This window comes from Terriglobia bacterium (assembly GCA_020072845.1).
Classification (GTDB): Bacteria; Acidobacteriota; Terriglobia; order Terriglobales; family Acidobacteriaceae; genus JAIQGF01.
This window is the reverse complement of record JAIQGF010000011.1, coordinates 366,356-380,266: the sequence shown is the minus strand read 5'-3', so window position 1 is coordinate 380,266 and position 13,911 is coordinate 366,356. Positions and strand designations below refer to the sequence as shown.

General features: G+C 62.3%; 13 protein-coding genes. 10 read left to right on the top strand and 3 right to left on the bottom strand.

All coding sequences use genetic code 11. The features are described from left to right. The first annotated feature begins 134 nt into the window (after positions 1-134). Together add and LAN70_13225 are read left to right on the top strand one after the other, a co-directional pair. A complete protein-coding gene (add, locus tag LAN70_13230) occupies positions 135-1,175 on the top strand; it encodes an adenosine deaminase (GenBank protein ID MBZ5512115.1) in 1,041 nt (346 codons plus the stop codon). A gap of 248 nt (positions 1,176-1,423) precedes the next feature. Continuing rightward, the gene (locus LAN70_13225) at positions 1,424-1,684 is read left to right on the top strand and encodes a hypothetical protein (GenBank protein MBZ5512114.1); all 261 of its coding nucleotides are present in this window, start codon (positions 1,424-1,426) and stop codon (positions 1,682-1,684) included. Positions 1,685-1,792: 108 nt separating this feature from the next. Here LAN70_13225 and LAN70_13220 read toward each other — a convergent pair whose 3' ends face one another. Then, positions 1,793-4,000, bottom strand: a complete 2,208-nt coding sequence (locus LAN70_13220) for a bifunctional (p)ppGpp synthetase/guanosine-3',5'-bis(diphosphate) 3'-pyrophosphohydrolase (GenBank protein MBZ5512113.1) — start codon at positions 3,998-4,000, stop codon at positions 1,793-1,795. Positions 4,001-4,285: 285 nt separating this feature from the next. Between LAN70_13220 and LAN70_13215 the strand changes: the two genes are divergently transcribed. The 3 genes from LAN70_13215 to LAN70_13205 all read left to right on the top strand — a co-directional run bounded on the left by LAN70_13215 (position 4,286) and on the right by LAN70_13205 (position 7,168). Then, positions 4,286-5,131, top strand: a complete 846-nt coding sequence (locus tag LAN70_13215) for a hypothetical protein (GenBank protein ID MBZ5512112.1) — start codon at positions 4,286-4,288, stop codon at positions 5,129-5,131. Between the two features lie 70 nt (positions 5,132-5,201). Next, a complete protein-coding gene (locus tag LAN70_13210) occupies positions 5,202-6,119 on the top strand; it encodes a hypothetical protein (protein ID MBZ5512111.1) in 918 nt (305 codons plus the stop codon). A gap of 149 nt (positions 6,120-6,268) precedes the next feature. Next, the gene (locus LAN70_13205) at positions 6,269-7,168 is read left to right on the top strand and encodes a TIGR01777 family oxidoreductase (GenBank protein ID MBZ5512110.1); all 900 of its coding nucleotides are present in this window, start codon (positions 6,269-6,271) and stop codon (positions 7,166-7,168) included. A 103-nt stretch (positions 7,169-7,271) separates the two neighbouring features. On the opposite strand, the gene LAN70_13200 is transcribed toward LAN70_13205, so the two are convergent. Together LAN70_13200 and LAN70_13195 are read right to left on the bottom strand one after the other, a co-directional pair. After that, the gene (locus LAN70_13200) at positions 7,272-7,631 is read right to left on the bottom strand and encodes a sulfite exporter TauE/SafE family protein (GenBank protein MBZ5512109.1); all 360 of its coding nucleotides are present in this window, start codon (positions 7,629-7,631) and stop codon (positions 7,272-7,274) included. Positions 7,632-7,715: 84 nt separating this feature from the next. After that, on the bottom strand, positions 7,716-8,684 hold the full coding sequence (locus LAN70_13195; GenBank protein MBZ5512108.1) for a putative sulfate exporter family transporter: 969 nt from the start codon (positions 8,682-8,684) through the stop codon (positions 7,716-7,718). Between the two features lie 203 nt (positions 8,685-8,887). Between LAN70_13195 and LAN70_13190 the strand changes: the two genes are divergently transcribed. The 5 genes from LAN70_13190 (at position 8,888) to LAN70_13170 (ending at position 13,880) form a co-directional block, all read left to right on the top strand. Further along, the gene (locus LAN70_13190; GenBank protein ID MBZ5512107.1) at positions 8,888-9,445 is read left to right on the top strand and encodes a DinB family protein; all 558 of its coding nucleotides are present in this window, start codon (positions 8,888-8,890) and stop codon (positions 9,443-9,445) included. A gap of 248 nt (positions 9,446-9,693) precedes the next feature. After that, a complete protein-coding gene (locus LAN70_13185) occupies positions 9,694-10,728 on the top strand; it encodes a radical SAM protein (GenBank protein MBZ5512106.1) in 1,035 nt (344 codons plus the stop codon). A 586-nt stretch (positions 10,729-11,314) separates the two neighbouring features. Beyond that, positions 11,315-12,367 carry an L-threonine 3-dehydrogenase gene (tdh, locus tag LAN70_13180; protein ID MBZ5512105.1) on the top strand — a complete coding sequence of 351 codons (1,053 nt, stop codon included), beginning with the start codon at positions 11,315-11,317 and terminating at the stop codon, positions 12,365-12,367. A 93-nt stretch (positions 12,368-12,460) separates the two neighbouring features. Then, positions 12,461-13,675, top strand: coding sequence for a glycine C-acetyltransferase (locus LAN70_13175; protein ID MBZ5512104.1), 1,215 nt, complete (start codon positions 12,461-12,463; stop codon positions 13,673-13,675). A 61-nt stretch (positions 13,676-13,736) separates the two neighbouring features. Next, positions 13,737-13,880: a hypothetical protein gene (locus LAN70_13170; protein MBZ5512103.1), complete on the top strand. Its 144-nt coding sequence runs from the start codon at positions 13,737-13,739 to the stop codon at positions 13,878-13,880. Positions 13,881-13,911 lie beyond the last annotated feature (31 nt).

Sequence of the window (13,911 nt, the reverse complement as noted above, 5' to 3'; positions counted from 1 at the left end):
TTCCGATTGCCGATTGTCGATTGTCGATTGAGAACGCAACCTAAACCCAATCGGCAATCGGCAATCGACAATCTTCAATGTAGTTGCCTTCTACAACTCTTCCGTGCCTCCGTGTCTCCGTGGTGGATTCTGCAATGAAGGCCACGCAAAACCTGCCGCCGACCAAAGACCGTAGGCCATCGGCGTTCATCCGCGCGCTGCCCAAAGCCGAGCTCCATCTCCACCTCGAAGGCTCCATCGGCCCCGACGAGCTCGGCGAGCTGATCCTTCTGCACGGCGGCGGGCCGGTGGATCGCGAGCGCCTGGCGCAGCTCTACCGGCACAAGGATTTCACCGCCTTTCTCGACGCCTTCAAGCGCGTCACCTCCTGGCTGCGCACGCCTGAGGATTACGAGCTCATCACCTATCGCCTGATGCAGAAGCTCGCGGCGGAAAACGTCCTCCACGCCGAGGTTTACGTTTCCGTCGGCGTGATCCTGTTCCGCGGGCGCGACTTCGATGCCATCTTCGACGGCCTTGAGCGCGGCCGGCAGCGCGGCGAGCGCGATTTCGGCGTGTCGCTGCTGTGGATTTTCGATGCGGTGCGCCACTTCGGGGTCGTGGCCGCCGAGAAGGTATTCGAAAAAGCGATCCCGCTGCGCGACCGCAATGTCGTCGGCATCGGTATCGGCGGCGACGAACGCATGGCCGCACCCGAACTGTTTCGCGAGCTCTACGCGCGCGCCCGCGACAACGGCCTGCGGCTCACGGCGCACGCCGGCGAATCCAGCGGGCCGGAGTCCATTCTGGGCGCGCTTGACGCCCTCAAGGCCGAGCGCATCGGACACGGGCTCACCGCGTACCAGGACTGCGAGCTGATGGCTCGCCTGGCGCAAACCCAAGTCCCCGTCGAAATCTGTTTCACCAGCAACCTGCGCACCGGCTGTTGCGTGGCGGCCGAGCGGCATCCGCTCAAAACCTACTACGATCTCGGACTGATGGTCACGCTCAATACGGACGATCCCGCCATGTTTGAGACCTCGCTCTCGCGCGAGTACCAGGTCGCGCAGGACACCTTCGGCTTCACCGACGCGCAATTGCGCGAGCTGGCCATGAACTCCTTCCGCGCTTCGTTTCTGCCTGAACAGCGCAAGCGCGCACTCCTGGCGCGGTTCCAGGCGTCGGAGTCTGTGTGAGAACTGGTCTGGCATGATTGCCAGGGGTACGAAACAGCGAGACCGCAGCCCCTTGGGGGCGGTTAAGAATAGCCCGCCGCTTCAGCGGCGGGGCACAGTGGGAGAGATCATCCAGTGCCGTAGGCACGACTGAAGTTCTCACATAGACCCGTCAGTCCCGAGACGCGAGTCGCGAGATTGCTTCGCTCGGGACTCGGGTCTCGCGACTCAGGACTGGTATACTGCGCGGCAACGAACGGGAGAGACGAATGCCGGAAGAGAACAACAGCGAAACCACCGCCAAGAAGAAGCGAGCTGTGAGGCGTCCTGCCGCGAAGAAAAGCCGCAAGCGCGCCGTCAAGGCCAGCGCCGCAGCCGCGCCGACCGCAGCACCCGCAGCCACATCGTCGGCGCCACCAGTGACCGGCGACCGCCTAACCGAAGTCGCGCGCACCATCGGCTCGACCATGGGCGACATCGTCGCCAAGACCAAGCGCGTGCTGCATCGGAAACCGGGGACCGAGACTTAACGCGCGCCAGCCGCCCGTCCTGCACACGTTGGGGGTGCCCCTTCGACTTCGCTCATGGCAGGCTGTGTCCCACACAACTGAAACCGAAACTGAAACTGAAACTTCTTTTCAGATTTTCTGCACCCTCTGCACGTCGTGCACGCCGGGAATCTTCCGCAGCCCGCCGACGATCCGCTCCAGGTGCTTCAGGTCCTCGATGTCGATGACGAAATCGACCGTTGCCTGGCTGTTGGCGGTGCGGGCTTCGATGTTGCGGATGTTGATGTTCTCGTCGCTGATGAGCGCGGTCATCTGCTTGAGCATGCCGCTGCGGTCGGCGCAGAACACGGTGAGCTTGACCGGATACCCGGTGCTGCCATCTTCCTTGGCCGGCCTCGCCCACTCCACGTCGATGCGCCGGTCGGATTCGTACATCAGGTTGACCACGTTGGGGCAGCTCCTGGCGTGCACCGCAACGCCCTTGCCGCGGGTCACGTAGCCGACAATCTCTTCGCCGCGGATGGGATTGCAACAGCGCGCGCGGTACACCAGCAGGTCGTCGTGCCCCTTGACGGTGATGGCGCCGCTCTCGCCGCCGAAGACGCGCCGCAGCAGGCCGCCGGGTTTTTCTTCGGGCGCGGCCTCAGGCGTGGGTTCCGCGGCCGAGGAGGGCGCCAGGCGCGCCAGCATCTGCCGGGCTGAAAATTTGCCGTAGCCGATGGCCGCCATCAGGTCGTCGGGCCGGCCCAGGCCCACTTCGCCGGCCACCTTCTGATACTGCTCCTCGGAAATGTCTTTCAGCGGGACGCGATATTTCCGCGCCTCTTTCTCGATCAGCTTGCGGCCGATTTCAATCGCGCGCTCGCGCTGGTGGACATTGAGCCAGTGCTTGATCTTCTGCCGCGAGCGGCTCGACTTGACCAGCGCCAGCCAGTCGCGGCTCGGCTTGTGTCCAGTCTGGGTGAGAATCTCCACGATGTCGCCGCTCTTCAGCTTGTAGCGCAGCGGCACCATGCGCCCGTTCACTTTCGCGCCGACGCAGGTGTGTCCCACCTCGGTATGTACTGTGTACGCAAAATCAATCGGCGTGGCGTCGCGCGGCAGCACCACCACCTTGCCCTTCGGGGTGAAGGTGTACACCTCTTCGGGGTAGAGATCGATCTTGAGCGTGGAAAGGAACTCGCTGGGATCGCTGATGTCGCGCTGCCACTCCACCACCTGGCGCAGCCACGCCAGGCGCTGCTCGTCACGCGCCGTTACCGGCCCGTCCTTGTATTTCCAGTGCGCGGCGATCCCCTCCTCCGCCATGTGGTGCATCTCCTCGGTCCGGATCTGCACCTCGAACGGCGTGCCGCTCTCGGCGATCACCGAGGTGTGCAGCGACTGGTAGAGGTTGGGGCGCGGCATGGCGATGTGGTCCTTGATGCGCCCCGGCACCGGCCGCCACAGGTTGTGGATCATGCCCAGCACGGCATAGCAGTCCTGCACCGATCCGGTGATCACCCGCACCGCCAGCAGGTCGTACATCTGGTCCACGGAGATGCGCTGCCGCTGGATCTTGAGGTAAATCGAGTACAGGCGCTTGATGCGGCTTTCCACCCGCGCCTGGATGCCGGCTTCCTTCAGCTTTTCGCGGATGAAGCTTTCGATCTTGGCCAGGAACTCCTCGCCCGACTTGCGCCGCGCCTCCACCGCCTCGTGCACCTGCTGGTAGGCGATGGGATCCACGTAGGGGAAGCCCAGGTCCTCCAGTTCGCCGCGGATCTTGCCCATGCCGAGGCGGTGCGCGATAGGCGCGTAGATTTCCAGGGTCTCGCGCGCGATCGCCAGCCGCCGTTCTTCCGGCAAGTGCTGCAGCGTGCGCATGTTGTGCAGCCGGTCCGCCAGCTTGATGAGGACGACCCGAATGTCGTCCACCATGGCCAGCATCATCTTGCGCAGGTTCTCGGCCTGGCGCTCCTCGCGCGTATGAAAATCGATTTTGCTGATCTTGGTGACGCCCTCCACGATGTGCGCCACCTGGTCGCCAAATTCCTTTTCGATTTCCTCGATCTTCACCGAGGTGTCTTCCACCAGGTCGTGCAGCAGCCCGGCGGCGATGGCCACGGTGTCGAGCTTGATCTCCGCCAGCACGCAGGCCACTTCCAGCGGGTGCACCAGGTAGGGTTCACCGGACGCTCGGGTTTGTCCGGTGTGATAACGCAGGGAGAAGTCGTAGGCCTTCTTGATGAGATCCAGATCGTCGTTGGGCCGGTAGGCCCGGACCTGCTTCATCAGGTCACGGAAACGCGTGACCCGCAAGACGTTGGTCGCGATCTGCTGGCGGAAGGTCGCCATGCTTGATTATAGCCGCAGGCTCAAAGCTTTAGGCGTTAGGTCTTGGGCGTTAGGAACAACCGCCGAATGCAACCCTGACCAAAGAGCCGACGCCCAAAAGCTAAAGCCTGACGCCTAAAACCTAAAGCCTAACGCCTGCTTTTCTGCCCATTGACACCCGCAAAGGCCGCAGCGTAGGCTTGCATCGCTCAAGCGGCCCGAACTGGGGTGGGCCCTTCCTTACTCGCTGACTCGCGTTAATTCATTCGGAATCAACTAACCAAGAAAGCAACAAGAGGAGAACCTATGCGCAAAATCCTTGTCTGGGCGGTCTTCGCCCTGCTCGCCTGCCCCGCGACCCTCGTCGCCCAGAAAGCGGAAATGCACGGCCCGCCGAAGGTTCTGGAGATCATTCGGGAAGACTCGAAGCCGGGCAAAGTCATTGCCCACCGCAAACACGAGGCGGGCTGGGAGCAGGCCTTTATCAAGGCCGGGATCCCATACAACCTGACCATCAGCTCGGTGACCGGACCGGATCAAGACTGGTTCATGACCGGGTTCGACACCTATGCCCAATTGGAAAAGCTGAACGATTCGTTCGAATCCAACCCGGCGTTTCGGCAAATCATGGAGACCTTCTCGCCGAAGGAAGCCGAATTCGTTTCCGAATCGCGGACCGTCTTCGCCAAATACCGTCCGGAGCTGAGCTACAAGCCGGACTTCAATTTGGGCGAGTACAAGTACTTCAACGTGCTGGTCGTGCGCTTCAAGATAGGCTCCGGCCCGGACGAGGTCGGCAAGATTGTTGCGGCCGCGCGGGCAAAGGCCAACCCGGATTACCATTCCGTTGCCTACGAAGTGACCTCGGGCATGCCCGTGGGGACTTACATATATTTCACCCCAGTCAAGAGCCTGGTGGCATGGGACGAGCCCCCAAACAAAGCCTATGGCGAGGCGCTGAAGGAAGGCGGGTTTTTCGATGCGGTCGGCAAGACCGTTCAGCTCGCCGAAAGCCGCCTGTTCGCCTTCAATCCGCGGCTGAGCTACGTGTCCGACAATGTGGCGAAAGCCGACCCGTCGTTCTGGCACCCGAAGATGGAAACGCCCAAGCCGCCGGCGGCCAAGAAGGACATGAAGACGGAAAAGAAGTAGTGATCTGTTGCGCGACACTGCCGTGTGCTGCGTCGCTTTGAGCAGACACCAGAACTGAGGAGGAGAATAGATGAGGAAAATACTGTTCGCCCTTGCCGTGCTGGCGCTGGTCGTGTCAGCCACGGTCACCGTACCCACCGCGGCAGCGCAGAACTATGCCGAATCCGCCAGCGCCGGACCGCCGCCGGTCATTCAAATCTTCCGCGAGGAGGTAAAGCCGGGGAAGGGTCCGCTGCACGCCAAGACTGAGGCCGCCTTCCTGGCGGCCTACAAGAAGGCCAATCTCAAGTATTACTACCTCGGCACCACCACCATGACGGGGCCGTCTGAGGCGTGGTTCCTCGGCGCGTACTCGTCCATGGAGGACGTGGAAAAGGCGAACCTGGCCTTCGAGGCCAACAAGGCGGTGCAAGCCGAACTCGATCGCGCCAATATCGCCGATGGCGACCTGCTGACCGGCGTCCGTTCAACCTACTTGTTCTACAACCCCGAACTCAGCTACCGGCCGAACTTCAACCTCGGCGAATACAAGTACTTCATGGTGGACACCTACCGCATCAAGCTCGGCCACGGCGAAAAATTTGCCGAGATGCGCAAAGCGGTCAACGCCGCGCATGAGAAAGCCAAGATCGACGAGCACATGCTGGTGTACAACGTCGGCCTGGGCGCTCCCGCCGGCATCGTGTTGGTCTTCGAGCCGATGAAGTCACTGAAGGAATTTGACGATTTCCCGAAGACCCACGGCAAAGGCTCCGCGTACTACGAGGCGATCGGGGACGCGGGCAGGAAGATGTTTACCGAGTTCGCGCGCGAAGACGAGCAGTTTTTCGTACGTGATTTCCTGGCCTTCAGCCCGGGGATGAGTTTCGTCTCGGAGAAGGTCATAGCCGCCAATCCGAGCTACTGGAAGCCGAAGGCCGAGATGGCGAAGGCCCCGGCAGCCAAACCTGCGGCCAAGAAAGAGCCGGCCAAGACGGAAAAGAAATAAATTTGCTGGCGTCACTGTGCCCGGCCGGAGAGGCCGGGCATTTTTGTTGGTCTGTCAGTCTATCGGTCGATCGGTCTTTCGGACCGGCGACGACCGATAGACCGAAAGACCCGCTTGAAGCCGCGCTTGGTTCAGCTACCATCGTAGGCATGAGAGTTCTGGTCACCGGCGCTTCGGGATTCATCGGCTCCGCCCTGCTCCCCGCTTTGCGCGACGCGGGACACCAACCCGTTGCGCTGGTGCGGCGCGCGCCGCGTCAGGGCGCCGCTGAAATCCAGTGGGACCCCGCCGGCGCCATCGACGGCGCAAAATTCAGCGGCGCCGATGCGGTAGTGCATTTGGCCGGCGAAAGCGTCGCCTCCGGTCGGTGGAACGAGCAGCGCCAGGCGCGAATCCTGAACAGCCGGGTGCAGGGCACGCAAACCATCGCCGCCTCCATCGCGCGGGCCAATCCGCGCCCGCGCGTGCTGGTGAGCGCCTCGGCAAACGGCATCTATGGCGACACCGCGGACAAGGTGGTGACCGAGGCGGAGCCGCCCGGATCGACCTTCCTTGCCGAAGTCGGCCGGCAGTGGGAGAACGCCACGCGCACCGCCAGCGACGCCGGCATCCGCACCGTCATGATGCGGACCGGCATGGTCCTGAGCGGAAAGGGCGGAGCGCTGGCGCGCATGCTGCCGCCGTTTCGCATGGGCGTTGGCGGCCGCCTCGGTGATGGACGCCAGTGGATGGCCTGGATCGCACTCGATGACCTGATCGCGCTCTTCCTGCACGTGCTCACCCACGAATCGGTGCGCGGCCCGGTGAATGCCGTGGCGCCCAACCCGGTCACCAACGCCGAATTCACCCGCGCGCTGGGATCGGTGCTGCACCGCCCCACGCCGTTTCCCGTACCGGCGTTTGCCCTGCGCGCCGCCTTCGGTCAGATGGGAGAGGAATTGCTGCTGGCAAGCAATCGCGCCGTGCCCCAGGCGGCCTTGGCCAGTGGATTCCAATTTCGCTATCCGGAAATTCGCGGCGCTCTGGAACACGTGCTGGAAAGCAGGTGACCGGTTTTCGGTTATCGGTTGTCGGTTGGATCGCATCCGAATTCCGAAGTGCCGAGCTAAACTTCCATCGCCTCTGCCCCGATTACCGAGAACCGAAAACCGACTACTTTTCGAGAAACATCTTCACCGCCACCGCCACCAGCAACACGGCAAAAGCCTTGCGCAGCACCGGGCCAGGGATATGCTGCGCCCAGGCGCCGCCGAAGTACCCGCCCAGCACCACGCCGGCGGCGATCACCAGGCCCAATTTCAGGTCGGCCTCGCCGTGACGGTAGTACTGAATGAATGCCAGGATGCCGGTGGGTGGCAGCAGGATCGCCAGCGAGGTTCCCTGCGCCAGCTTCTGGTTCATCTTGAAGAAGTACAGGAGGATGGGCACCAGCACCACGCCGCCGGCCACACCCAGCAGGCCGGAAAAAATGCCCACCACTACCCCGGCCAGAACACCCCAGACGATCCACATAGCGCCTCGCTTCAGTTTCAGTTTCGGTTTCAGTTGGGCCGGTGAGAGAAGAAATCGTATCAGAGGCGCGCACGCCGGCAATGATTACAGCGCGATCCAGCCGGCGCGGATGGCCGCCGCCGAGGCCACCGCCACGATCAGCCACAGCAGCACGCCCTGGATCAGCGGGCGCGCCCCGACCTGCCTCAGCGTGGAGCGCGAGACGCCGCTGCCGATCAGGTACAAGGTCGCCGTCAATCCGATAATTCCCAGCCGTGCCAACCCGTGGAACGCGGGCGCGCCCGCCGGCGCCAACGTGTTCGCCACCGCCGCCAGCACGAAGAACAGGATGAACCATGGCCACGGAACGCGCGTCGGAGTCGACGCGGCGCGGCTGCCGTTGTTGTTGTCGATGCGCCGCTTTACCGCCGCCGCGCCTAGGGTCATGGGCACGATCCACAGCGCGCGCGCCAGCTTGACTGTGGTGGCCACGGCCAGCGCAATCGCGCCGTACTTTGCGCCCGCGCCGACCACCGAACTGGTGTCGTGAATGGCCAGCGCCGCCCACAATCCGAACTGCGATTGCGTCAGGTGCAGCGACGCTCCTATGCCGGGAAAAATCAGCAGCGCAATCGAATTGAGGATGAACACCGTGCCCAGGGCGACCGCCATCTCTTCTTCATCGGCTTGGACCACCGGACCGACCGCGGCAATCGCGCTGCCGCCGCAAATCGCCGTGCCTGCCGAGATCAGCAACCCCGCGGTGGGCGGCACCTTCAGCAGGTGCCCCAACGTCAGCCCGACCAGCATCGCGAAGCTGATGCCGACCGCGGTGTAAATGAACCCCGAACGCCCGGCTTTCAGGATTTGCTGCAGGTTCATGCCGAAGCCGAGCCCGACTACCGATGCCTGCAGCAGGTATTTCGTGAACCAGCGCGACTGCCCGCGGAATGGATTGCCGAACATGAGCCCAAGCACCAATCCGACGGCGAGAGCAAGCGGCGGCGATGCCCACGGGGTCAGGGCAAACAGCAGTCCGGCAATGAAGATGATTTTGGTGAAATTCAGTTTCATCAAAGGCAAGTTTTCGGTTGTCGGTTTTTCGCTCCTGGACTGTCGGAATGCGCACCGAACATTCAATTGATTCGGCAGTACCGATGACCGATAACCGTAAACCGACAACCCTCCTAATCTAACAGACGAGTTCGCCACGCTGCTGGCGCTGCGCCGCCCGAAACGTGTATCCTTACCGCCACTTCAAGGTGGGGGAGACAACCATGAAAAAACTTCTGTTCGTTGCGCTGGCGCTGCTGTGCACGACGGCCGTCGCGCAGCAGGCCAAACCGGGTTCCACTGCTGGCGCGAATCCGGTCAGCGATACGGTTCGAAGCATGCTCGCCGGGCGGGCGAAAAACCTGACCGCCGCCGCCGAGGCGATGCCGGCGGACAAATACTCGTACAAGCCGACCGAGCAGCAGATGACGTTCGGCACCCTGCTCGAGCATATTGCCAAGTCGAACAATTTCTTGTGTGCCAAGCTGGCCAACCTGGCTGAACCGTCGGACAAGATCAGCGACAAGGACCCGAAGGACAAGCTGGTCGCCGCGCTGAAGAACTCGTTCGACTATTGCCAGACGGCGCTGAAGGGCGTGCAGGACTCGCAACTCGGCGAGCCGGTGACCATGTGGGGAGGACGCCAGGCGCCTAAGGCGGCCGCGCTGATCGGCCTGACCAACGACTGGGCTGACCATTATGGGCTGGCGGCAACCTACCTGCGCCTCAACGGCATGCTCCCGCCGACGGCGCAGCATGCGCCAGCGCCGGAGAAAAAGTAACAAGTGAAATCGGGTGATCGGACAAAGTCAGTTTTTGCTTTGCGCGATTGCCCAATTACCCGCTTCCGGAATCCCAGTTTTGCGCATCCCTGGGTGCCGTTTCGGCATCCAATCCGCTGCTCACAACTCATTGTTACAACGCCGTTTAGGCCCTGTAAATGCTCCATTCGATGATCGATTCCCGCCGCTGAGCGTTTCCCTGCCCTGGCCGGCGGCTTCGCAGTGCTTTAATAACTGGTTTGAGAATGATGGCATCCCCCGCTGTACGATTCCGGCGCAGATTCAACGCCATCCATCGCCGCTCCCGCGAGTGGATGATGATCGCCAAGGCGCTGCTGTCCACGCGCCATCCGGTGCTGGCACACATCATCCCCATGCGCCGCTGCAATCTCTCCTGCTCCTATTGCAACGAGTACGACGCCGTCTCCAAGCCGGTGGCGCTGGAAACCATTTTCCAGCGCCTAGACAAGCTGGCCTCGCTGGGCACGACCATTGTCACCATCAGCGGCGGCGAACCGCTGTTGCATCCCGAACTGGACGACATCATCCGCCACATTCGGCAGCACGGCATGATCGCCGGCCTGATCACCAACGGCTACCTGTTGACCGCCGACCGCATCGGGCGCCTCAACCGCGCCGGGCTGGAGCACCTCCAGATCTCGATCGATAACGTCGATCCCGATGAGGTCTCGAAAAAGAGCCTCAAGGTGCTCGACAAGAAGCTGCAACTGCTGGCCGAGTACGCCGAGTTTCACGTCAACATCAATTCCGTGGTCGGCGGCGGCATTCACCGCCCGCAGGACGCGCTGGTAATCGGGCAGCGCGCGCGCCAATTGGGATTCACCTCGACCATCGGAATTATTCACAACGGCGACGGACAACTCCAGCCGCTCGATCCCGTCGAACGCTCCGTGTACCACGAGATGAAGAAGCTGGAAAAGGGCAGCTACTCGCGCATCAACAGCTTCCAGGACAACATCGCCAACGGCCGCCCAAACAATTGGCGCTGCCGCGCCGGCGGGCGCTATCTCTACATTTGCGAAGACGGCCTGGTGCACTACTGCTCGCAACAGCGCGGCTACCCGGCCAAGCCGCTGATGCAGTACACCCTCGCCGACGTCCGCCGCGAATACCTCACCGAAAAAAGCTGCGCGCCGCACTGTACCGTGTCGTGCGTGCACCAGATTTCCTACCTCGACTTCTTCCGCTCCCCGCAGACCACGCAGCTCATTCCGCCCTCGCCCGCCGAGGCGCCCGATCTGGTGCAGATCCAGTCGGACTAGTTTCTAGTTTCCAGTTTCCAGAGAGTTTCAGTTTCAGTTTCGGTTTCAGTTGAGCGCGGTCGGCGTCGGATGCGACGTCTCGGACGTGAGCGCTGCGAAAAGCATGCCAATACTCCCGTAATGGAATTAGGTGAAAGAGATTCTCGTTCAATGGCAACGAACTAGTGGCAGTATTGTCACCGAACTACAGAGGCGGCAAGGTGGAAACCTCAACAAAACCGAACGTGCTATCGCCCACAACGTTCGGAGTAGCAAGCCTGCTTTTAACCGCAGGTTCATGGCTGACTGGAGTCTGGCCAGATAAGGTGGATAAATTCCTCCAAGCACTCCCACTGTTTTCTCCTCTTACCTGGTTCTTCGTCTGGCTCGCTACGCCTGTCGTGTTGGGGGGCATCGCCGCAGTTCGGGGCTCTCGGGCATGGTGGTTGTCGGCGGCACTCGCGCTTGCGACAGCCGTCATGTTTTTCATCGGCGTGCTGTCCTAAGAAGAACCAAGTCGGTGCATCACGTCTGCGCTGTTCGCGTGCTAACATTACGGGTTTGCCCATAGTTTCCGCGTGCGGCCATGCTGCGCGCCGAGGATTTCATGTCGGACACCATGCTCGCGGTTGTGAAGCCCGAGCCCAAGCCGGGCGCCGAGATCCGCGAGGTCAAAATCCCCGCCTTCGGCCGCACCGATGTCCTGGTCAAGGTCAGCGTCGCCAGCGTCTGCGGTACCGACCTGCACATTTACAACTGGGACCCGTGGGCGCAGCACCGCATTCACCCGCCGCTGATTCCCGGACATGAATTTTGCGGCACCGTCTCCGCCATTGGCGACGAGGTCACCAGCGTCCAGGAAGGCGATTTCGTTTCCGCCGAGATGCACGTCGCCTGCGGCAAGTGCCTGCAATGCCGCACCGGCGAAGCGCACATCTGCCAGCACGTTTCCATCATCGGCGTGGACCGCAACGGCGCCTTCGCCGAGTACGTGGTCATTCCCGAGTCGAACATCTGGAAGCTCGACCCCGCCATCCCGCAGGAGTACGCCTCCATCCTCGACCCGCTCGGCAACGCCGTGCACACCGTGCTGGCGGGCGAGATCGCCGCCAAGACCGTCGCCATCACCGGCACGGGACCGATCGGGCTGTTCGCCATCGCCGTGGCGCGCGCGTGCGGCGCGACCCAGGTGTTTGCCATCGAGGTCAACCAGTACCGCCGCAAGATCGCCCAGCAGATGAAGGCCGACCACGTGCTCGATCCCGCCACGCAGGACGTGCGCCAGATCGTCATGGACCTGACAGGCGGCACCGGCGTGGACGTGGTCTGCGAAATGGCCGGGCACCCCGACGCCATCCGCACCGCCTTCAACATCGTGCGCCGCGGCGGACGCATCTCCCTCCTCGGCCTGACCTCCAAACCCATCGCGCTGAATTTTTCCGAAGACATTATTTTCAAGGGCATCACCGTGCAGGGCATCAACGGCCGGCGCATGTACCAGACCTGGTACCAGATGACCGCGCTGCTCAAGGCCGGCAAGCTTGACCTGCACCCGGTGATCACCGACAAGCTGGCGATGAAGGACTTCAACCAGGGCATGGAGCGCCTGAAAACCGGCGAGGCCAGCAAAATCCTGCTGTACCCGAATGGGACGCGTTGATGTGCTCACGTTGATGTGGCGCGGGCGCCCCCGCCCGCGTTCTTGATTCGCGTTGATCCGCGTAGATCCACGGTTACTTCTCTTGGGGGTTTCATGGCACCGGCCGCCCGCACCAACCCGCTCTCCTATCTTTCCGACCAATTGAACGAGCTCAAGAACAAGGGCACTTACTTCCGCCTGCGGGTGCTGGAGGACGAGCAGGCCCCGGAGTGCACCTTCGACGGCAAGCACGTCATCAACCTCGCGTCGAACAACTATCTCGGCCTGACCACGCACCCCAAACTGCGCGCGGCGGCGCTGGAGGCTACGCGCCAGTACGGCGTTGGATCGGGCGCGGTGCGCACCATCGCCGGCACCATGAAAATCCACATGGCACTGGAGGAGAAGATCGCGCGCTTCAAGAACGTGGAAGCCAGCGTGGTTTTTCAATCGGGTTTCGCCGCGAATTCCGGCACGGTGTCGGCGGTGCTGGGCAAGGACGACTTCATCATCTCCGACGAACTCAACCACGCCTCCATCATTGACGGCGCGCGGCTTTCGAAGGCCAAGATCCTGGTCTTCCGCCACAAGGACGTGGCGCACGCGGAAGAGCAACTGAAGTCAGTCGCCAACCAGCCCGGGCGCAAGCTGCTGATTACCGACGGTGTCTTCTCCATGGACGGCGACATCGCGCCGCTGCCCGCGCTCTGTGATCTTGCCGAGAAATACGGCGCCATCATGATGGTGGACGACGCGCACGCTTCCGGTGTCCTGGGCAAGAATGGTCGTGGCACGATCGATCACTTCGGCATGCATGGCCGGGTGGACATCCAGGTGGGCACGCTGTCCAAGGCCATCGGCGCGCTCGGCGGCTACGTCTGCGGCACGCGCGACCTGATCGAGTTCCTCTATCACCGCGGGCGGCCGTTCCTGTTCTCCACCTCGCATCCGCCATCGGTTGCCGCCACCTGCATTGCCGCCTTCGAGGTCCTGGAGCAGGAGCCCGAACGAATCGAGAAGCTGTGGGAGAACACGCGCTACTTCAAGAAGGAACTCGGCAATCTCGGCTTCGACATCGGCGGCCGCAACACGCCCAGAAGCGAAACCCCCATCACGCCCATCATCACCGGCGAAGGACGGCTGGCGATGGAGTTTTCGCGCGAGCTGTTCAAGGAAGGCGTGATGGCCACCGGCATCGCTTTCCCCACGGTCCCCGAAGGCAAGGCGCGCATCCGCACCATCATGAGCGCCACTCACACGCGCGAGGAACTGGACAAGGCGCTGGCAGTGCTCGGCCGCGTGGGCAAGCGCCTGGGAATTATTTCTTAACCACAGATCGCCACAGATAAACACGGATCGGACTTCTTTATTTTCTGATCCGCGTGAATCCGTGCCAACAATCGCTTTCCCCACGGTGCCCGAAGGCCAGGCGCGCATCCGCACCATCATGAGCGCCACGCACACGCGCGAGGAACTGGACAAGGCGCTGGCCGTGCTCGGTCGCGTGGGCAAGCGGCTGGGAATTATTTCTTAACCACGGATCGCCACAGATGAACGCGGATCGG

Coding starts and splice junctions, on each gene's coding strand:
- add (MBZ5512115.1), top strand. CDS start 135: ATGAAGGCCACGCAAAACCTGCCGCCGACCAAAGACCGTAGGCCATCG.
- LAN70_13225 (MBZ5512114.1), top strand. CDS start 1,424: ATGCCGGAAGAGAACAACAGCGAAACCACCGCCAAGAAGAAGCGAGCT.
- LAN70_13220 (MBZ5512113.1), bottom strand. CDS start 4,000: ATGGCGACCTTCCGCCAGCAGATCGCGACCAACGTCTTGCGGGTCACG.
- LAN70_13215 (MBZ5512112.1), top strand. CDS start 4,286: ATGCGCAAAATCCTTGTCTGGGCGGTCTTCGCCCTGCTCGCCTGCCCC.
- LAN70_13210 (MBZ5512111.1), top strand. CDS start 5,202: ATGAGGAAAATACTGTTCGCCCTTGCCGTGCTGGCGCTGGTCGTGTCA.
- LAN70_13205 (MBZ5512110.1), top strand. CDS start 6,269: ATGAGAGTTCTGGTCACCGGCGCTTCGGGATTCATCGGCTCCGCCCTG.
- LAN70_13200 (MBZ5512109.1), bottom strand. CDS start 7,631: ATGTGGATCGTCTGGGGTGTTCTGGCCGGGGTAGTGGTGGGCATTTTT.
- LAN70_13195 (MBZ5512108.1), bottom strand. CDS start 8,684: ATGAAACTGAATTTCACCAAAATCATCTTCATTGCCGGACTGCTGTTT.
- LAN70_13190 (MBZ5512107.1), top strand. CDS start 8,888: ATGAAAAAACTTCTGTTCGTTGCGCTGGCGCTGCTGTGCACGACGGCC.
- LAN70_13185 (MBZ5512106.1), top strand. CDS start 9,694: ATGGCATCCCCCGCTGTACGATTCCGGCGCAGATTCAACGCCATCCAT.
- tdh (MBZ5512105.1), top strand. CDS start 11,315: ATGTCGGACACCATGCTCGCGGTTGTGAAGCCCGAGCCCAAGCCGGGC.
- LAN70_13175 (MBZ5512104.1), top strand. CDS start 12,461: ATGGCACCGGCCGCCCGCACCAACCCGCTCTCCTATCTTTCCGACCAA.